Genomic DNA, 19,687 nt, shown 5'->3' on the forward strand with positions numbered 1-19,687 from the left:
CCCCTTTATTTGACATTCATCAATCGGCCATTCAAAAACCACGTAGACGGTTCTGTTATGAGCACATCGACCAACTTGCCGATCAACGATGCATTTCCTTCGAAATTAACCACTTTATTGCCGGTAGTCCTGCCCATCATCTGGCCCTTACCGTTTCTACTAGGTCCTTCGACCAATACCTCCACCACCGCACCGTTTAATCGTTGATTTTTCTCGCGCGTAATAGCGGTTTGCAGATCTATAAGGCGCTGCAGGCGCTGCTGCTTAATCTCCCTCGGCGTTGGGTCTTCCAGTTTTGCCGCAGGCGTGCCGCTACGCTTTGAATATATAAACGTATAGGCCAAATCATATTGCGCCCGACGTACCACATCCAGCGTATCCTCGAAATCCTCATCGGTTTCCCCGGGAAAGCCTACTATTATATCCGTAGAGAGCGCTATATCCGGTATATTGGCCTTTATCTTCTCCACCAATTCCAAATAGCCTTCTTTTGTATAATGGCGATTCATGCGCCTTAATATCCGAGTGCTGCCCGACTGCACCGGTAGATGCAGTTGATGGCATACTTTTTTGCAGTCCCGCATGGCATAAATAAGGTTATCCGAAAGGTCTTTTGGATGAGAAGTCGTAAATCTTATACGCTCTACACCTTCTATATCATCGAGCATCCTAAGCAAATCGGCGAACTCCACTTTCTCATCCGAATCTTTGCCATAGGAGTTGACATTCTGCCCCAGCAACGTTATCTCTTTATAGCCCTGATCGGCCAGCTCTTTTACTTCGTTTACGATATCATCCGGCCGGCGGCTGTGCTCACGGCCGCGTACGTACGGCACTATACAATAGGTACAGAAATTATTGCATCCGTACATCACTGTTACCCAAGCCGATACTTTGCTAGCACGCCTTATAGGCATAGACTCATCGAATTCATGATCTTGCTCGTGTATATCCACGACGGTAAATCTCGAGGCTTTAGCCTCATCTATCAGCTTGGGCAGTTCATTCAGATTGTGTGTGCCGAATATTATATCGACAAAAGGAAATGTCTGAGCCAGCTTTTGCGCCATTCCTTCCTGCTGCATCATACAGCCGCACACACCTATTATAAGATCGGGATTGACCTGTTTAAGAGGCTTGAGCATGCCTATATTGCCGTATACCCTCTGCTCTGCATGTTCCCTTACACAGCAGGTATTGAACAGTATTATATCGGCCCCTGCTTTATCCTCTGTCCATTCGTAGCCCATATCGCTGAGAATACCGGCCATTTTCTCCGAATCATGTTCGTTCATTTGACAACCATATGTGACTATAGTAAATTTCTTGTTATCCAATAATCATCCCTCATTACAATTAGAATAAAACACATCTATCTATATAAAAAGAGACCTGTAAACAGGTCCCCTTTTATTGTAATCTAGCTTTAACCATTTGATTTACGATCGCCCCATCGGCCCGTCCTCTGATACGCGGCATCAATACCTTCATTACGGCACCGATATCCTTGACGCTCTGAGCGTTTACCTCTGCTATAGCGTCATCGATCAAACGGCTTATCTCTTCAGATGAAAGTTGCTTAGGCATATATTCATTTAAGATGGCTATTTCAGCCTCCAGCTTTTGTACCAGATCCGGTCGGTTACCCCGCTCGAATTCAGGTATAGCATCCTTTCTGGATTTTATTTCTTTTGCCAAGACATCTATTACGCCATCATCATCCAATTGAATCTGCTTATCTTTTTCTACCTGTAATATGGCCGCTCTAGCCATGCTTATGGTGGTCTTGCGGAGGTTATCCCTGCTTTTCATAGCAGATTGCATATCTTTAAGCAACTGTTCTTTAAGGGACATCTCACATATCCCCTTCCATTAATATTTCCTCTTTCTAGCCGCTTCGGATTTCTTCTTTCTCTTTACGCTCGGCTTATCATAATGTTCTCTTTTCCTTATCTCCGACAGTACACCGGCCTTGGCACATTCTTTCTTAAAACGCCTTAATGCGCTGTCCAAGCTTTCATTTTCGCCTACCACTATTTCTGAGGCCATTCGTTTCCCTCCCTCCGCTTTTGCAACTCTGTGTTTACGTTATCTATTATACTATCCGTAGCCATACGCTGTCAACAGCAGAAAAAATATATGGCAGAAAAAGTTATTAAAGAGTTGATTCATGTTTTATTCTCAAAGATTTCGGCCAACCATTCCTTGCACAGTTTCATCCATATAGCGACATGCGGATACACACCCATATTCTCGGCAGCGGTCTCTTCAGTCGCCAAGGATAATCCATGAGGACCATCGGGAAAGATATGAAGTTCAAATGGTATATTATGCTTACGCATGGCTTGCGCAAATAACATACTGTTTTCTACAGGCACAGCATCATCTGCATAAGTATGCCATATAAACGCAGGCGGTGTTTTGTCATTTACTTGCAACTCTAAGGACATTTCATCAAGCAAACTTTTATCGGCATCACTGCCAATAAGATTTTCTATAGAACCTCTGTGCGCGAATTGTCCGGACGTTATAACCGGATAACCCAGTATCAACGCATCTGGCCTGTTCATACCCTCTTTTATGCCATCCACATCGCTCAAATACGGTTCAGCCCAATGTACTCCCAGACTGGCAACCAAATGACCCCCGGCGGAAAAACCACAAACAGCGATTTCGTCGGCCTCTATATTCCATTCTTGTGCGTTATCTCTTATGATGCACATGGCACGCGACAGGTCCAGCAGCGGTTGAGGATGCCTTCTCGGAGCAACGCTGTAATACAAGACAAATGCGTGGAAGCCGGCAGCATTGAATTGCAAAGCTATTGGTTCGGCCTCTCTGTCCGATGTAAAGGCATAACCGCCACCAGGACATATCAGCACGGCCCCTCGCTTACGCTGTCCCGCCAGTACATATGTAGTCATAGTAGGACGAAAATCGTCCGGTCCCTCACCAGCATATTTATACGGCTTCCATATATCTATAGTTTCATTTATCATGCTATGATACCCCTCTTGTTTCAATTTATATTGTATATTATACTATGCGAGGCGCAAATTGGCAAATTCGCGCCTCGCTATACCGTACAGTCGAGCGGCCGGTTCTTTGTTACAATATGCTTACATGATAATCCGTCAACCATATGTTTATCTGAATCAGATAGGCCAAAAGCTGCGGTCCGGTCATAAGCTGCCCAAACCACGGCAAATCAAAAGTATCCATGTCCGACTCCAATATGCTCCGTACCATTTTGACGTCTATAAGCGGCAAGATGGGCGACGAATGGTCGTCCAGTATATCCGACAGCCATCGCCGTATTGTATTCAGATAGGATGGATTTTGGGTTTTAGGATAAGGGCTCTTCTTGCGCCATAATATATCTTCGGGCAGTATGCCTGTCAACGCATAGCGCAGTATGCCCTTTTCCCTTTGGTCATAGTATTTCATGTCCCAGGGAATATTCCATACATATTCGACGATGCGATGATCACAGAAAGGCACGCGCACCTCCAGGCCGCTAGCCATGCTCATACGGTCCTTGCGGTCCAATAAGACCGGCATCCAGCGCGTAAGATTAAGATAAAACATCTCCCTCATACGCGATTCTTGGGCATCATCGCTGTCCAAGCGCGGCACCTCTCCCAAGGCTTCTCGATACCGATACTCTATATATTTCTCCGACTGTATGAGCTTAAGCACATCGGGTGAAAATACCGAGCAGCGCTCTTTAACCTTTACGGACCATGGAAACGTGTCGGCATTCAACGCGTCTTCCCTATAAAACCACGGGTATCCGCCGAATACCTCATCTGCACATTCTCCGGATAAGGCCACCGTAGCGCCCTTTTTTATCTCACGGCAAAATAAATATAAGGACGAATCCACGTCGACCATACCGGGTATATCTCGGGCATGTACGGCAACTGTCAATGCTTCCGCTAGTTCCGGCGTATCTATGAATATATTATGATGGCGCGTACCTAAAAAAGCCGATATAATCGGCACCCAGTCCGAATCGGAATTTGGCTGAAAGGCACTGCGCTTAAAATAACGGTCATTATTAACATAATCTACAGAATAAGTATCGATCGAATCGAGGCCGTTCTGCTTAAAAGCGGCTGCTGCAAAAGCAGTCAGGGCGCTTGAGTCTAAGCCGCCCGACAGCAACGTACATACAGGCACATCGGATACCAATTGCCGTTCCACCGTATCCTTGAGCAACCAGCGTACAGTATCGGCAGTGGTATCCAAGTCGTCGTTATGGGCATGGCTGTCAAGCGCCCAATACTGGCATATTTTCATGCCATCGTGATTGTAAGTCATATAATATCCCGGTCGCAGTTCCTTTATGCCACGGAATACGCCATGTCCGGGCGTGCGGGCCGGCCCTATGGCCAATACTTCGGCCAGGCCCTGCGCATCCACTTCGGGCTTTATGGCCGGATGAGCCAATATGGCCTTTGTCTCGGAGCCGAATATAAGGCCATGCTTCAATTGGGCATAAAACAACGGTTTGACTCCCAATCTATCCCTGGCCATAAAAAGGCTTTGCTTACCATCGTCCCATATGGCAAAGGCAAATATGCCATTTAAATGCCGCAGGCAGTCCGGGCCCCATGCTATATAGGACATAAGAAGTACCTCTGTATCCGAACGCGACTGGAACGAATAACCTAGATATTTCAGTTCGTGCCTCACATCCTGGGTATTATACAGTTCGCCATTGTATACTATGACGTATTCACTGCCGTCAATCCTGCGTATCATGGGCTGACCGCCGCCCTCAGGGTCGACTACTATAAGGCGGCGATGCCCGAAAGCGGCATGTGGCGATAACCACATACCTTCATTATCTGGCCCCCTATGTGTCAGCACGGCAGTCATATCAGCTATAATGCGTTTTTGATGTACCAGATTTGCCTCCCAATCTATCCAACCGACTATTCCACACATATATAAATTCCCCCATGTAAATCAATTAAGGCAACGACGTCCGGATATCTTTATCCAGGCGCCGTTGCCTTATAAAATAACAGCAGTAAAGCTATTACGTTTATAATATATGCCGATTATGACAGAACGGTTAACGCCTTTTTATAATGTTGACGGCAAGCATGATTATAAGCGAAATAGCTATTATAGTGCCGCCGGGTGATAAGTCTAAATAATAGGACAAAAATATTCCTGAGAATACCGATGAAAATGAGAATATTATAGAATATGCGATAGTCTGTTTAAAACTTTTAGCTATGCGTAATGCAGTGGCCGCAGGTATTACCATAAGTGCGGACACCAGCAAAGCTCCTACAACACGCATGGATAAAGCTATTGTTACAGCTATCATAGCCGTGAACAGTGCATTTATTGCATTTACAGGTATGCCTGATATAGCGGCTGCATCCTCATCGAACGTTATAAAGAGGAGCTCTTTAAAAAGTAGGTATACAACAGCAACTATCATAAACCCAAGTACCGATATCGTGATTATATCGTTTCGTGTTACAGATACAAGGCTACCGAAAAGAAATCCCATTATATTCATGCTACTGCCTTTGGAAAGACTGAATAATATGGCGGCCAATGCCATGCCTCCGAAGGTGGCAGCCGCTATGGATATCTCAGAATAGCGCGCATATGCCCTACGTAGACGTTCTATGCCCAGGGATGAGGCGAGAACGAAAACTACGGTGCCTATGGTCGGGTTTATACCTATCAGCGCGCTGCCCGCTACTCCAGCCAATGCTAGGTGAGACAAAGTATCGCCTATCTGAGACAATCTCCTTAATACAAGGAAATTGCCAACCAACGGACATATAATAGCAATAATAGTACCGGCTGTAAATGCCATTATCATAAAATCATATGTAAATATCTCCATTTTTTAACTCCTATGCACATGGGATTCAAGCTTTATAGGGTATCCATAGAGTTCGCTCAACATATGGGCATCCATGTTATCCAAAGAGCAGTTTGGGTATATATGACCATTGCCCATGCATATAACGCGATTCACCTTATCTGTGATGACCCATACATCGTGAGTTACCATAACTATGGTTATACCTCGTTCTTTATTAAGTTTCTCCAAAAGATCAAACAAGGCTTGCTGGGATTTAGCATCTACACCTACAGTAGGCTCATCCAAAAAAAGTATCTGCGGATCGGAAACCAATGCTCTCGCGATGAACACGCGCTGCTGCTGTCCACCCGACAAGTGCCCTATTAGCTTGTCTTTATAATCCAGCATATCCACCAACCCCAATGTGTCATACACTTTTCCCCAATCTGATTTTTTCAAGCGGCGGAACAAGCCTACCTTCGTGTATAAGCCCATGGACACCACTTCTTTGACATCAGCTGGAAATGCCTGATTAAACGCGAAGGAACGTTGTGGGAGATAGCCTATGTTATGCCCTGCTATCCGCACACTACCACTATTTGGCGTTAAAAGGCCTACCATTATATTGATCAATGTGCTTTTGCCGGAACCATTCGGGCCTATTATGGCGCTGAATTCCCCTTGTTCTATCGTCAGTGAGATATTCTCCAATACAGTTTTATCTTCATAGGCAAATGTTACATTACTAATTTCAATTGCGCTGCTCATATATTTACTCCAAAGCTTTCTGTAAGTTCTCTAGGTTTTCTCGCATTATAGAGATGTAATCATCCCCGCTTTTTTCTTCCTCCTCGGTTAATCCGTCCAGAGGATTCAACGTCAATACTTGCGCTCCAGCCTCATTCGCTAGAGTTTGCATAGGCTTAGGCGTAACCAACGGTTCGGCAAATATGTATTTGATCCCGTTAGCCTTGCAATAATCTATAACTCGGCTTATCTGAGCAGGACTGGGTTCTTGCTCATCATCCAACCCTATAACAGTTATCTCTTCTAAACCATAATCCCTAGCTATATAGCTGAATGCCTTGTGATATACAACAAATGATTTCCTAGGAGCATTGCTCAGAGCTTCACTATATTGTCTATCCAGTTCTTCCAATCGCTGTTTAAGCACATTATAATTTGCTTCAAAATATGCGCTATCATCGCTCTGATCCATGCTAATCAAAGCTTCTTTTATATTATACGCCACTATCAAGGCATTTTTAGGCGATAACCATACATGCGGGTTTACGGTATTACCTTCCTTTATCGGTTCTATGTTTTCAGAGGCCTTACAATAGATGGCATTTGAATCGCCGTTTTGAGTTTTAAGTATCCACGAATCCAAATCCAATCCAATGTATATTATCAAATCAGCTTCGTATAAGCGAGCCATGTCGCGCGTGCCGGGTTCCCATTCGTGTACGCTTATGCCAGCTGGTATTATGTTGGTAACATCGACCCTATCGCCGCCTATTTGTTTGGCCATAAAGTATAGAGGATATATAGTAGTATATACCGTAGTCTTACCGGTATCGGCAACTGATTGACGCTTACATCCCACAAAGGACAAAGCTAATATCATAACGAGGGCGAGCCCTATAAATCGTTTCATCTATCAGGTTCCTTTCTGTCGGCGCATTTATTGCAGTATCCTAAAATTTCTATGTGATGTTCCACTACTTGAAAGTCTTTTATGCGGTTTAAACAGTAATCTAAAGGGCATATATCTAACTTTTCGACTTTGCCGCACATTAAGCATTTCATAATATGAGTATGTGCATCTCTATGCATCTCATATACCATATTGCTCCCCACGTTTGATTTATCCACAATACCAATAGAAGACAAAATCTCAAGGTTCCTGTACACGGTATCCGGACTTATGCATGGCAGCTTTCCTTTTACACGCTCATATATATACTTTACCGTAGCATAACCGTCTATAGACAGCAAAGTATCCATTATGATGTCGCGCTGAGGCGTAAGCTTATAATTATGTTCGCGCAATACATCTATAGCTTGTTGCTTAGTCACATTATCACTTCCAATTAAGAATTAATTACTAGATAAGATAATAATACGAAATATCAAATTTGTCAATGCTAAAAAATAGCAAGATTTTTGTATAAGTTTTGATGCTCTAGCGCATAGTATAAAAGAGCGATGTTTTACCTTAAATATTATCCATATAGTGGCAAAAAATTTGACAGCTTATATATTTGAGTGTAAAATATCCATAATCCGCGATTCACTAAGAAGGAGGATAAATCGATGGAATCAAATAGCAGCTTTCATCGACGGCCTTTGCGGCCGTGGATGATATGTATACTGCTAATAGTGGCAGTAATCGCCGCAGCCGGCTCCATACACGAGATACTGGCTAAAGATGTGACGGTTACGGTAGACGGCCGCAAAGCCTCAATTGCAACAAAGGAAGATACAGTAGAACAACTGCTGAAAGTATATGACATAATATTGGGGCCGGCTGATAAAGTAGTGCCTGCATTGGATACTACATTAAAAGACGGCATGGACATAAGCGTTATTCGTGCTACATTGGTAAGGGTCAACGATAACGGGCATATCAAAACGATCTATACTACAGCTTCTTCAGTAAATGATATGCTTAAAGAAGCCGGTATTTCGGTGAGACAAGAGGATAATATAGAACCTGCCGCAGATCAAAGCATATATCCTGGTTTATATGTAAATATAACTAGAGCTGTGCCTGTTACCATATTGGCCGATGCTCAGGTTAAAAAGATATATACCACATGCACGTCTGTAAGCCAGGTATTAGCCGATGTCGGCATAAAGCTTGCACAAAAAGACAAAGTAAATCCCGGATTGAATACTGCAATAAAGAGCGGTACCACGATAGAAATAGTTCGAGTAAACGAGACTTATGAAACCGTTGAAAAACCTATACCTTACAAAACCATAATCCGAGACAATCATGACATGGCTAAAGGCGTGCAAAAGGTAGTCCAACCAGGCCAAGACGGTCGCATACAACGAAAAATTCTAGTTGTATACGAAAATGGCAAAGAGGTTTCGCGCAAGGTAGCATCTGAAACTGTAGTAGCACAACCCAAAAATAAAATAGTAGAACGCGGTACTGTACAGAGCTTTGTGACCTCACGTGGTGCTTCCATACGTTACAGCAAAGTGTTGACCATGAGCGCTTCGGCATATACCGCCGGATATGATGGAGTAAACAACACAACAAGCACCGGGCAAAGCGTACGACGGGGAATAGCAGCAGTTGATCCGAGAATAATACCATTGGGTACTAGACTATATGTAGATGGTTATGGTTTCGCAGTAGCAGCTGATGTAGGCGGAGCCATAAAGGGAAACAAAATCGATCTATATATGGAAACGCTATCCCAAGCCAGAGCTTTCGGCCGAAGGACGGTAAAAGTGTATATACTCAAATAAGCCGTCATACCTACATAGGGAGTACAGCATGTACTCCCTTAATTTCATACTAATATTTACAGCGAACTTCATCCCAATATAATACTATACGATAAACAGCAGTTAAAGGACATACTAGAGCTTACTTTCGCTCGTGCTAATCTAGCGCCGGTCTTTCGCTAGTAATAGCATTAGGCCTTATTATTTACAAAAAGCTTAAATTAAACATTTACGTATTAATATATAACTAATTAATACAATTTGAGAAAAGAAGGGATCAGTTTATGGATAAAACAAAGGACCTTTCGTCGAAATCCGCAGTGCAAAGGCTTATCGATCGGTATAATTTTAAACCTAATAAAGCAATGGGACAAAACTTTCTCATAAACAAAGAAGCATTGAACGCTATAGTAAATGGAGCTGATATATCAGCCGAGGACGAGGTATTAGAGATAGGACCGGGATTAGGAACATTGACCCTCAAACTTTCAGAGCGAGCAGCTCACGTTACTGCGGTGGAAGTGGACAAGCGTATTATACCATTGCTAAAACAAACGCTACAGGATGTAGGCAATGTAAGTATAATAGAAGGCGATTTTTTAAATCCAATGGTAGCTGAAGAAATAAAGGAATGCCTAGCAGGAAAATCGGCTATAGTAGTGGCTAATCTGCCATATTATATCACTACACCGGTGCTTATGGATATTATAGAAAATTATATCATGATCAAAAGGGCTGTGCTTATGATGCAAAAAGAGGTTGCATATAGGGTTGTAGCTCAGCCTGGCAGCCGATTGAGCGGATCAGTAAAGGATTATGGTGTGCTGTCGATATCGGTTCAATATTATATGGATCCGCAGATATTACTTGAGGTACCGCGATCTGACTTCTTGCCATCTCCCGACGTAGATTCGGCTGTAGTTAGGCTAGACAGACGCGATAAGCCGGCTGTAGATGTCCAAGATGAGCGAATGTTTTTTTCTCTTGTAAAGGCTGCATTCGGGCAAAGGCGCAAGACCCTATTTAATGCGCTAGCTGGGGGCCTAGGATATCCATTGGGTAAAGACGGACTAAAGCGCGTTCTTGAACGAGCGCACATAGACGGCAATCGCCGGGCTGAAACTTTGTCGCTGCAGGAATTTGCCGATATAGCAAACGAGCTATTTTATACCATAAACAGCTAACATCTTCATATCACCTCATATTCCGCTTATGAATGCGCACAGCTTTATCTATCGCCCAAAATATCAGCAGCAATACGACAACTCCTATAATGCCAGCTATAATGGTAGATGCTGCTCCATCTTCTACAACAGGTATTGTATAATCTGGCATAAGCGATATGCCAGCGTCCCTTTCAAGGGATGTAAAACCAAGATCATCAGCCACCCTTTCCAGGCCATCTGGGAACGATGAGGCAAACGGTGTTAAAACCAACAGTAAGACAACCAACAACCATGGCCACAGTTTCTTTAATTTATTCATTATTCCTCGACCTCCTGTTTTCGCCACGGCTTTAATACTGTTACTTTTGCCAGGAATGGCACAGTCACTGCCGTAATAATACCTTCTATTATACCTATGATGGCATGCCATAGCAGCATAGGCCATACAACGGCATCAAATGGTACTGTTGCCGATACGCCGAGTTCTACGGATGCCGCAAATGCCGCCAACTCTATCGATAGCCAACCGCTAGCAAACAATGAGACTGGTTTGATTTTTCCACCGAATGGAATACGCTGCACAGCATAAGCCACCCAACATCCCAAAACGGCCATATTGAGTACGTTTGCCCCCAATGCCATAATCCCGCCATCATGAAATAACAGCGCCTGCAGCGCTACCACAGCAGTCATTATAATCATCCCGGCTGCCGGACCAAACAATGCCGTGACCAACGCCGAACCCAAAAGATGGCCCGATACTCCGGGAGCTATTGGAAAATTAAGCATTTGCGCAACAAATACGAACGCGGCCATCATACCCATCGAAGGAACAGGCTGTTCGTCAAATGCGCGTTTTATATTCCTGTTACTAATGGCTATAACTGCCACGCTAACCGTCGCAGAAGCGATCATCGTTTTGGTATCCAAAAAACCATCAGGTATATGCATATATGTATCCCCTTCCCTCAAATGATAACAAAAAGGCAGCTTGGAATATCTCATCCAAACTGCCTCCATGGCAATCTTATTATAGGCAGCTTTGCTGCCACAAGGTCTCCATGACCTCGATCCGCGTATATCATAACATATGTGCTGGGCCTATTGCAAGTAGGAATTTCTATTTATACTTCGGCAGCCAATCGCCATGCGCTTCTATGAGGTCATCGCACATAGCCCTTATCTCATCTATAGTAAGTTCCGCAGCGGTATGCGGGTCCAGCATGGCAGCCATATAGATATAATCGCGTTTTTGGGCAAGAGCTGCTTCTATGGTTACAAGTTGCACGTTGATATTGGTGCGATTTATAGCGGCTAATTGCTGCGGTAATTCTCCCACATAGCACGGATTAACGCCATTTCTGTCCACTAAGCACGGCACCTCCACCACAGCATCCTGCGGCAAATTGGTTATAAGGCCGGTATTCATGACATTACCGTGAATGCGGAATGGTTTATCGGTTTCTATAGCTTCCATAATATAAGAGGCATACTCGTGTGTGCGGCTGTGCTCTATATTTTTATTTTCCACAAGATCCTCTCGCATGGTTTCCCAGCGTTTTATCTGTTCCACGCACCGACGCGGATATTCATCCAGTGGTATGTTGAAACGCTCTATGAGCTCAGGATTCCGGTTCTTTATAAAATAAGGCAGATATTCAGCGTTATGTTCACTGGATTCGGTTACGTAATAGCCAAACTGCTTCATTATCTCATAGCGTACCATATCATTATGAGGCGTCGGACGTGAAAAGGCTTTTTCTTTGATTTCCGGATATAGATCCTTGCCATCTTTGGTTATCTCTAACAACCATGCCTGATGGTTTATGCCGGCTATCCTCCACTGCACACCTTCGGGATCCATACCCAAAGGCTTCAATAAACCAGGCACACAACCCTGCACGCTATGGCACAAGCCTACCGTCTTTATAGCGGTAGCCTTGAGCATAGCCCCTGTCAACATAGCCATCGGATTGGTATAATTCAAGAACCATGCGTCTGGACATACCTCTTCCATATCCTTGGCAAAGTCCAACATAACCGGTATAGTCCTGAGGGCGCGGAAAATACCGCCTATACCAAGTGTATCGCCTATAGTCTGGCGTAAACCGTATTTTTTGGGTATTTCAAAGTCGGTTACTGTGCAGGGCTCATATCCGCCGACTTGTATGGCATTGACCACATAATCAGCACCTTTTAGCGCCTTTTTGCGATCAGTGTAAGCTACAATTCTGGCATGTCCGCCATTGTTTTCGTTGATATTATTGAGCATCTTCTCGGAATCGCTGAGCCGCTGAAGATCGATATCATATAAAGCCAGCTCAGAATCCTGCAATGCTGGAGTCAGTATACAGTCGCCCAGTACATTTTTGGCGAAAACAGTACTGCCAGCACCCATAAATGTTATTTTAGCCATATCGAATTCCCCTTTCTGATTTTCATAATTCAATTATAACTTGTACATACACAAATGGAATGATACAATGCTATGAAAATATGGTATAATGTTAGATATAAAAGGGGTGAAATGTATGAACGATTCATATTTTCCGGATGCCAAAGAAGGTATAGATGTGAGCGTATACCACTGTGGTATAGAACAATGTCAACCGGGACATTCATATGGTCCGGCTATAAGGGACCATTTCTTGATACATTATATACTGGATGGCTGCGGAAGGTTTTTTATTGATGGTAACGAATACTATTTGCATAAAAATCAGGGATTTCTTATATGCCCGAATATAGTGACATATTACGAGGCTGACAGTCAAAACCCATGGACTTATACATGGGTGGGCTTCAATGGCGTAAAGGCTGAACAATATCTGAAATACGCCGGTCTCGATCGTTTTGATCCAATTTTCACTTATGATAAAGGCAGCTTCGTAGCTCAATGCTTTTCAAGGATGATGGATGCACGCCAGTTAAAACGCGGCGACACCGTACGCCTTCAAGGGCTTCTTTATATATTCCTATCGGAATTAATAGAATCCGGCGAGCCCAAAGCATGGAACAGTAAAAGCCCTACGGAGTTATATATAAGAAAGGCTATGCAGTATATACAGGCAAATTATTCGCAACATATGAGTATAAATGAGCTAGCAGCTTATATAGGGCTTAATAGGAGCTATTTCAGCGCTCTCTTTAAGCAATACATTCACCTATCACCTCAAGAGTTTATCGTACGCTTTCGTATGGATAAAGCTTGCGAGCTTATGAGCAACGCGGAGCTGTCTATAAGCGACATATCCAGGTCGGTGGGTTACGACGACCCATTGAATTTCTCAAAGATTTTTAAAAAGATAAAAGGGGTATCTCCATATCAATATAGAAAAGGGGTTATGACCAAATCATAACCCCTATCTTCCAACCCGTATGGAATTTAACACCGCCAGAATGGCCACGCCTACATCAGCAAACACCGCCGCCCACATCGAGGCCATACCTGCAGCGGCTAATATCAGAACCGCCGCTTTTACTCCCAAAGCCAGTATTATGTTTTGCTGCACTATGCGTTGGGTGCGACGGGCTGTATCGATAGCACCCAATATACGCGACACATAGTCATTCATCAGCACCACATCGGCTGCCTCAATAGCAGCATCAGAGCCCAATGCTCCCATAGCCACACCTATATCAGCCCTTGCCAGTACAGGAGCATCGTTTATGCCATCGCCTACAAATGCTAGCTTTTGCCCGACAGCAAGATCTTTTTGCAATTGCTCTAATTTTTCTACCTTTTGATCGGGCAACAATTCTGCAAAATATCCGTCCAACCCCAATCGGTGCGCAACCGCTTTGGCAATAGGCTCTCGGTCGCCGGTTAACATCACGGTTTTTATTCCCATATTCTTAAGTTTCCTTATGGTTTCGGCAGCATCATCCTTTATTTCATCAGCTATAATTATATATCCGGCATATCGGCCATTTACAGCAACATACACTATGGTACCGGCTTCATCTATCATAGGATGTTTTACGCCATATCTATCCATAAGCGCGACATTGCCCGCTAATATCTCGCGATCGCCTAATACAACCCTAACACCTTGGCCGGCTATTTCTTCATAAGCCTTTATGTCCAGGCCTTCCAGCGGTCGGCCATATGCTTCTATTATGGATTTGGCTATGGGATGGTTGGAATGGCTTTCAGCCGCTGCCGCTATCCTAAGCAGTTCATCCCTGTCCATGCCGTCAGCCGGTTCGATCTTAGTTACCTTGAAGGTGCCCTTGGTCAGCGTCCCTGTTTTATCGAATACAACGGCACCTACGTGATTCAATGCCTCGAGATAGTTACCGCCCTTGATCAATATGCCGCGTCGCGACGCGGCTCCTATGCCTCCAAAGAAACCCAACGGTATTGATAAAACCAAAGCGCATGGACAGGATACCACCAAAAACACCAATGCCCTGTACACCCAATCAGCAAATACAGCCTGTGGGATGAGCAGTGGCGGGATGACAGCTATGGCTAATGCCGCAAAGACCACTACTGGCGTATAGTAGCGCGCAAAGCGCGTAATGAATTTTTCAGTAGGAGCCTTTCGGCTACCGGCCTCTTCTACCATTTTCAACACCCTTGACAGCGCCGACTGATCAAACGGTTTATTTACTTCTATCTCTAACAACCCAAATGTGTTTATAAAACCAGCCAGTACTTCATCGCCGGTTTTCACCGTCCTGGGTACAGATTCACCAGTCAAAGCGGAGGTATCCACCATAGAATCTCCTTGACTTATGGTACCATCCAGCGGTATCCTCTCTCCCGGCTTTACAACTATAGTATCGCCTATACTAACACTTCGAGCGTCCACTTTGCTTACCTTATCTTTAACCTTTAAATTAGCATAATCCGGCCTTATATCTATAAGCTGTTTTATAGAGCGCCTCGAACGATCCACCGCCCTGTTCTCAAAATACATGCCCAATTGATAAAACAGCATTACCGCTACACCTTCTGCAAATTGCCCTATGGCAAAAGCACCTAACGTAGCTATAGACATGAGCAAACTCTCGTCAAAAACCATACCTTTGAATATATTCATCACAGCCCTAAATAAAACATCGCCGCCGGAAATGATATAAGCAGTTCCGAACAATAAAAACTTTAACCATGTAATATCGGGCACTAAAAACGCCGCCGCATATACGATCCCAGCCATGATCAGGCGATACAAGGAGATATCCTCTTCGCCCTCTTCATCATTACCTTCCTCAGCATCATTCAAAGAACGCATATTAACCTGAGGCTCTATATCGTTTACTATATTCTGGGCCAGTTTTATAACGTGCCCTTTGTCATGCCCATCATCCACGTCGATGGAAAGCCGGCGTGTCGCGAAATTTACCGATGCATCGCATACGCCGTCTATGCGTTTTATTCCATCCTCCATTTTAGCCGCACAATTAGCGCATTCCAAGCCATCTAGTATGAATTCTTCTCGCTGCTCTGCCACAAATATCACTCCAGTCACATCAATATATGCTCAATTGTTCATATGTTAATTATATTATATACCTTTCTGCAGCGAAGTCAATATCAGGTTTTATATTAATATTATATCAACCAAGCTATTTCCGCCAAATATTAGTAATAATTTAAAATTAAAGCAGGCGTGTATGATCATATACGCCTGCTTTAATTATCTTATACTGCTAATCCCGCTCTGTAACCAGCTTCAACAGCCTCCAAAGCCTTGCATACTTTGACCGCATCGCCTATAGCTATAACCTGAGGGACCTTTCCTTCAAGCTGCTCAATCAATGTATTCACAGATCTGGCTCCTACGGCCATTACTATTGTATCCGCTGGACCTATTTCGGTTTCCGCCCCGTCTATCTCAACTATGACGCCGTCGTCTAGTATCTCTTTTACAGGTGCATTGACATATATCTTCACGCCATTTTGTTCTAAATCTTTCATCAAGAAGTACCTTACCGCAGCTTCTTCATCCTTTGCAATCTCCGGCAACATCTCAACTATCGTAACCTCTTTGCCGTGGTTGGACAAATGATCGGCCGTTTCGGATCCTACCATGCCACCGCCTATAACTATCACCTTGTGCCCAACGTTAACCTTACCCAGCAGCACATCATTTGCATTGACCACATTGGATCTGTCTTTACCTGGTATATTGGGCACCAGCGGTTCTCCGCCCGTAGCCACTACCACAGCGTCAGGCGCTTCTTTTTCAACGATATCTACCGTCAGTTCGGTATTAAAGTGTATATTTACACCATATTTTTTTAACTGGTTATATTGCCAAACAATAAACATATCCACTTCGCCTTTATTTGGCGGTATAGCTCCTATAGCATATTGCCCTCCCAGTCGATCGCTTTTTTCGTACAGGTGAACCTCATGGCCGCGCTGCGCTGCTACTATAGCAGCCTCCATTCCTGCCGGACCTCCTCCTGCCACAAATACCTTTTTCTTTTCTTCAGCCGGTTTTATAACAAGCTCAGACTCCCTGCCCGTTACAGGATTGACCAAACAGCCACCCGGATTCCCCCTATTCAGGCTGCCTATACAGCCTTGCAGACACCCTATACAGTAATTGATATCATCAAATTTTCCCGCAGCAGCTTTATTAGGAAGCTCTGGATCGGCGAGCGAGGCCCTGCCCATAGCCACGAAATCAGCTTTGCCTGAAGTAATGACAGTTTCGGCCATTATAGGATCATTAATTCTACCGACAGTTATCACCGGTATAGAAACCACTTTCTTGACCTCTGCAGCAAAATCGGTGATCCAGCCATGACGTACTGCCGCCGGCGGTACTATAGCTTGCATGCTGGCATATACACCTGCAGAAACATGGATAGCATTTACCCCGGCATGTTCGAGCAATACAGCTATGGTCTTCGTGTCTTCTATAGTTCTGCCTCCAGGTACAAATTCATCGCCCGAAATCCTGAATATTATCGGAAAATCATTACCTGCCTTAGCCCTTATATTGGATATGATCTCTAAAGGAAATCTCACTCTGTTTAAGAGACTACCACCGTATTCATCGGTTCGTTTATTAGAATAGGGAGACATAAATTGGGCTATGAGATAGCCATGCGCCCCATGTATTTCTACGCCGTCAAAGCCCGCTTTTCTGGCTCTCAATGCACAATCACCGAATTCCTCGACAATTTTATGAATCTCGGCTACGGTGAGTTCATGTGGTATCTCTTGGTTAGCCGGACATGGTATCGGCGATGGAGCCACTGGTTGCATGCCTATAACGAAATGATTTGTTTGCCTGCCGGCATGGTATATCTGCGCTACTATCTTACTGCCATACCTATGTACCCTTTCTGTCAATTCGGAATGTCCTTCTATCTGAGCGTCATCCCACAATCCCGGAATACCAGTAAAGCCTTTGCCCCTGGGATCAACAGCATAGTCTTCGGTGATTATGAGTCCCCAACCGCCTTTTGCTTTTGTTTCGTGATAAGCTATAAACTTCTCAGTAGCAGTGCCATCGCTATTACAAAAGTTCATTACCATAGCTGGCACAACTAATCTGTTAGCCACTTCCATTTTGCCAATATGCATAGATGAGAAAACGTTTTTCAACATGCTATATATCTCCTGTTTCTTTCATATTTCTCGTCAAAAACAACGAGTGCACACCACAAGTACTACTATTCCCAGATGTATTGATAATATTTTATCATAAACACCGCTGAAAAACAACACATCTCTCACCCATAAATATACAAGTGAGAGATGTAGATGATTATTCAGCCTTAACACAAGCCTGCTGACTGACTAGTCACTATAAACTACTATACTTTTATACCTCAGGCAATGCCTCCAATGCTCGTACCAATTCGTCCTCCGATAAAGACGAATCCTGCAACCGGCCAGACAGATACGCATCATAAGCGCCCATATCGAAGTAGCCGTGACCACTTAGGTTAAACAATATAGTTCTCGATTTTCCAGCTTCTCTTGCTGCCAGAGCTTCATCTATAGCCGCTTTTATGGCATGCGACGATTCAGGCGCCGGTATTATGCCCTCATTCTGGGCAAAGAGTTTGGCAGCATCAAATACCTCACGCTGATCATAGGCTTTAGCCTCTATTAAGCCATCATGCATTAGTTGGCTTTCTAAAGGTGAGGCACCATGATAGCGCAATCCACCCGCATGTATACCCGGCGGCATAAAATCATGCCCTACCGTATACATCATCATCATAGGGGTCAACTTAGCGACATCACCGTAATCATAGGCAAACCTGCCCTTGGTCAGGCTCGGGCAAGCCGTGGGCTCCACAGCCATTATACGGGTATTTTTACCCTCTTTTATCTTATCGTAAACAAAAGGCATGGCTATACCGCCGAAATTGCTGCCGCCACCCGAGCACGCTATTATCACATCAGGATAGTAGCCGGCCTTTTCCATTTGCTTTTTGGCTTCTAAGCCTATAACGGTTTGATGCAATACCACGTGATTGAGCACGCTGCCCAGAGCATAATTGGTGTCGCCATGGTTAATAGCATCCTCAACAGCCTCGCTTATAGCTACACCCAGGCTGCCCATAGAATTCGGGTTCTTAGCCAATACATCCCTGCCAGCCTGTGTCTTATCACTTGGACTCGGTATAACAGAAGCCCCAAATAGCTGCATCATTGAACGCCTGTATGGCTTCTGCTGGTAACTTACCTTTACCATATAAACCGTACATTCCATCCCGAAGAAATTACACGCCATAGCCAGAGCGCTACCCCATTGACCCGCTCCGGTCTCGGTGGCCAATCTCTTTATACCAGCCTTTTTATTATAATAAGCCTGCGGTATGGCAGTATTTAGTTTATGGCTGCCGGCCGGGCTAGCACCCTCGTATTTATAATATATTTTGGCCGGTGTATCCAAAGCCTTTTCTAATCGCTGAGCCCTATATAACGGTGACGGTCTCCACAACCTATACAACTCGCGCACCTCTTCAGGAATCTCTATCCATCGCTCGACGCTCATCTCCTGCTTTAAAAGCTCCATAGGAAAGATCACCGAAAGGTCCTCTGGCCCAGCCGGTTGGCCGGTTTTGGGATTAAGCGGTGGTTTTACCGCATTTGGCATATCAGCCTGGATATTGTACCAATGGGTAGGTATTTCGTTTTCATCAAGCAATATCTTAATATCGCTCATCTCAACTCAACTCCTCTGTTCAAAATTATGACGGGTACATTATACCATATCCCCTTATAGGCTTACAATAA

At 44.2% G+C, this 19,687-nt stretch carries 18 protein-coding genes; 3 read left to right on the plus strand and 15 right to left on the minus strand.

All coding sequences use genetic code 11. From position 1 onward, the window contains the following. Nucleotides 1–5: 5 nt before the first annotated feature. The 9 genes from miaB to MAHAU_RS09655 all read right to left on the minus strand — a co-directional run bounded on the left by miaB (nt 6) and on the right by MAHAU_RS09655 (nt 7,918). The gene (gene miaB, locus MAHAU_RS09615) at nt 6–1,337 is read right to left on the minus strand and encodes a tRNA (N6-isopentenyl adenosine(37)-C2)-methylthiotransferase MiaB (RefSeq protein ID WP_013781535.1); all 1,332 of its coding nucleotides are present in this window, start codon (nt 1,335–1,337) and stop codon (nt 6–8) included. Between the two features lie 73 nt (nt 1,338–1,410). Next, nucleotides 1,411–1,854, minus strand: coding sequence for a GatB/YqeY domain-containing protein (locus MAHAU_RS09620; RefSeq protein ID WP_013781536.1), 444 nt, complete (start codon nt 1,852–1,854; stop codon nt 1,411–1,413). Between the two features lie 18 nt (nt 1,855–1,872). Continuing rightward, complete coding sequence (gene rpsU, locus MAHAU_RS09625) at nt 1,873–2,049, minus strand: 30S ribosomal protein S21 (RefSeq protein WP_013781537.1); 177 nt, start codon at nt 2,047–2,049, stop codon at nt 1,873–1,875. A 119-nt stretch (nt 2,050–2,168) separates the two neighbouring features. Continuing rightward, nucleotides 2,169–2,999 (minus strand): alpha/beta hydrolase, encoded by an 831-nt coding sequence (locus MAHAU_RS09630; protein WP_013781538.1) that lies wholly within the window; start codon nt 2,997–2,999, stop codon nt 2,169–2,171. Nucleotides 3,000–3,108: 109 nt separating this feature from the next. Next, nucleotides 3,109–4,953, minus strand: coding sequence for an asparagine synthase (glutamine-hydrolyzing) (gene asnB, locus MAHAU_RS09635; RefSeq protein WP_013781539.1), 1,845 nt, complete (start codon nt 4,951–4,953; stop codon nt 3,109–3,111). Between the two features lie 130 nt (nt 4,954–5,083). Then, on the minus strand, nt 5,084–5,878 hold the full coding sequence (locus MAHAU_RS09640) for a metal ABC transporter permease (protein WP_013781540.1): 795 nt from the start codon (nt 5,876–5,878) through the stop codon (nt 5,084–5,086). 3 nt (nt 5,879–5,881) lie between these two features. Then, nucleotides 5,882–6,607: a metal ABC transporter ATP-binding protein gene (locus tag MAHAU_RS09645; RefSeq protein ID WP_013781541.1), complete on the minus strand. Its 726-nt coding sequence runs from the start codon at nt 6,605–6,607 to the stop codon at nt 5,882–5,884. 4 nt (nt 6,608–6,611) lie between these two features. Further along, nucleotides 6,612–7,496 carry a metal ABC transporter substrate-binding protein gene (locus MAHAU_RS09650; protein ID WP_013781542.1) on the minus strand — a complete coding sequence of 295 codons (885 nt, stop codon included), beginning with the start codon at nt 7,494–7,496 and terminating at the stop codon, nt 6,612–6,614. Then, nucleotides 7,493–7,918, minus strand: coding sequence for a Fur family transcriptional regulator (locus tag MAHAU_RS09655; protein ID WP_013781543.1), 426 nt, complete (start codon nt 7,916–7,918; stop codon nt 7,493–7,495). Before MAHAU_RS09655 ends, MAHAU_RS09650 begins: the two co-directional genes overlap by 4 nt. Nucleotides 7,919–8,155: 237 nt before the next feature. On the opposite strand from MAHAU_RS09655, the gene MAHAU_RS09660 reads away from it, so the two are divergent. Together MAHAU_RS09660 and rsmA are read left to right on the plus strand one after the other, a co-directional pair. Then, a complete protein-coding gene (locus MAHAU_RS09660) occupies nt 8,156–9,325 on the plus strand; it encodes a resuscitation-promoting factor (protein ID WP_013781544.1) in 1,170 nt (389 codons plus the stop codon). 263 nt (nt 9,326–9,588) lie between these two features. Continuing rightward, nucleotides 9,589–10,488 carry a 16S rRNA (adenine(1518)-N(6)/adenine(1519)-N(6))-dimethyltransferase RsmA gene (gene rsmA, locus MAHAU_RS09665; RefSeq protein ID WP_013781545.1) on the plus strand — a complete coding sequence of 300 codons (900 nt, stop codon included), beginning with the start codon at nt 9,589–9,591 and terminating at the stop codon, nt 10,486–10,488. A 10-nt stretch (nt 10,489–10,498) separates the two neighbouring features. Here rsmA and MAHAU_RS09670 read toward each other — a convergent pair whose 3' ends face one another. The 3 genes from MAHAU_RS09670 to melA form a co-directional block, all read right to left on the minus strand. Beyond that, nucleotides 10,499–10,789, minus strand: a complete 291-nt coding sequence (locus MAHAU_RS09670; RefSeq protein ID WP_013781546.1) for a PDGLE domain-containing protein — start codon at nt 10,787–10,789, stop codon at nt 10,499–10,501. Further along, a complete protein-coding gene (locus MAHAU_RS09675; RefSeq protein ID WP_013781547.1) occupies nt 10,789–11,475 on the minus strand; it encodes an energy-coupling factor ABC transporter permease in 687 nt (228 codons plus the stop codon). The genes MAHAU_RS09670 and MAHAU_RS09675 overlap by 1 nt, the downstream gene beginning before the upstream one ends. A 115-nt stretch (nt 11,476–11,590) precedes the next feature. After that, a complete protein-coding gene (melA, locus tag MAHAU_RS09680) occupies nt 11,591–12,886 on the minus strand; it encodes an alpha-glucosidase/alpha-galactosidase (protein WP_013781548.1) in 1,296 nt (431 codons plus the stop codon). Nucleotides 12,887–13,001: 115 nt separating this feature from the next. Between melA and MAHAU_RS09685 the strand changes: the two genes are divergently transcribed. Then, on the plus strand, nt 13,002–13,829 hold the full coding sequence (locus MAHAU_RS09685) for an AraC family transcriptional regulator (RefSeq protein WP_013781549.1): 828 nt from the start codon (nt 13,002–13,004) through the stop codon (nt 13,827–13,829). Between the two features lie 3 nt (nt 13,830–13,832). Here MAHAU_RS09685 and MAHAU_RS09690 read toward each other — a convergent pair whose 3' ends face one another. The 3 genes from MAHAU_RS09690 to MAHAU_RS09700 form a co-directional block, all read right to left on the minus strand. Next, nucleotides 13,833–15,929 carry a heavy metal translocating P-type ATPase gene (locus MAHAU_RS09690; protein ID WP_013781550.1) on the minus strand — a complete coding sequence of 699 codons (2,097 nt, stop codon included), beginning with the start codon at nt 15,927–15,929 and terminating at the stop codon, nt 13,833–13,835. Nucleotides 15,930–16,120: 191 nt separating this feature from the next. After that, the gene (locus tag MAHAU_RS09695; protein WP_013781551.1) at nt 16,121–18,043 is read right to left on the minus strand and encodes an oxidoreductase; all 1,923 of its coding nucleotides are present in this window, start codon (nt 18,041–18,043) and stop codon (nt 16,121–16,123) included. Between the two features lie 217 nt (nt 18,044–18,260). After that, nucleotides 18,261–19,616, minus strand: a complete 1,356-nt coding sequence (locus MAHAU_RS09700) for a TrpB-like pyridoxal phosphate-dependent enzyme (RefSeq protein WP_013781552.1) — start codon at nt 19,614–19,616, stop codon at nt 18,261–18,263. Nucleotides 19,617–19,687: the final 71 nt, after the last annotated feature.

The organism is Mahella australiensis 50-1 BON, assembly GCF_000213255.1.
Classification (GTDB): domain Bacteria; phylum Bacillota; class Clostridia; order Mahellales; family Mahellaceae; genus Mahella; species Mahella australiensis.

Coding starts and splice junctions, on each gene's coding strand:
- MAHAU_RS09695 (WP_013781551.1), bottom strand. CDS start 18,043: ATGTTGAAAAACGTTTTCTCATCTATGCATATTGGCAAAATGGAAGTG.
- MAHAU_RS09670 (WP_013781546.1), bottom strand. CDS start 10,789: ATGAATAAATTAAAGAAACTGTGGCCATGGTTGTTGGTTGTCTTACTG.
- MAHAU_RS09645 (WP_013781541.1), bottom strand. CDS start 6,607: ATGAGCAGCGCAATTGAAATTAGTAATGTAACATTTGCCTATGAAGAT.
- MAHAU_RS09675 (WP_013781547.1), bottom strand. CDS start 11,475: ATGAGATATTCCAAGCTGCCTTTTTGTTATCATTTGAGGGAAGGGGAT.
- rpsU (WP_013781537.1), bottom strand. CDS start 2,049: ATGGCCTCAGAAATAGTGGTAGGCGAAAATGAAAGCTTGGACAGCGCA.
- rsmA (WP_013781545.1), top strand. CDS start 9,589: ATGGATAAAACAAAGGACCTTTCGTCGAAATCCGCAGTGCAAAGGCTT.
- melA (WP_013781548.1), bottom strand. CDS start 12,886: ATGGCTAAAATAACATTTATGGGTGCTGGCAGTACTGTTTTCGCCAAA.
- MAHAU_RS09650 (WP_013781542.1), bottom strand. CDS start 7,496: ATGAAACGATTTATAGGGCTCGCCCTCGTTATGATATTAGCTTTGTCC.
- MAHAU_RS09620 (WP_013781536.1), bottom strand. CDS start 1,854: ATGTCCCTTAAAGAACAGTTGCTTAAAGATATGCAATCTGCTATGAAA.
- MAHAU_RS09660 (WP_013781544.1), top strand. CDS start 8,156: ATGGAATCAAATAGCAGCTTTCATCGACGGCCTTTGCGGCCGTGGATG.
- asnB (WP_013781539.1), bottom strand. CDS start 4,953: ATGTGTGGAATAGTCGGTTGGATAGATTGGGAGGCAAATCTGGTACAT.
- MAHAU_RS09630 (WP_013781538.1), bottom strand. CDS start 2,999: ATGATAAATGAAACTATAGATATATGGAAGCCGTATAAATATGCTGGT.
- MAHAU_RS09640 (WP_013781540.1), bottom strand. CDS start 5,878: ATGGAGATATTTACATATGATTTTATGATAATGGCATTTACAGCCGGT.
- MAHAU_RS09700 (WP_013781552.1), bottom strand. CDS start 19,616: ATGAGCGATATTAAGATATTGCTTGATGAAAACGAAATACCTACCCAT.
- MAHAU_RS09685 (WP_013781549.1), top strand. CDS start 13,002: ATGAACGATTCATATTTTCCGGATGCCAAAGAAGGTATAGATGTGAGC.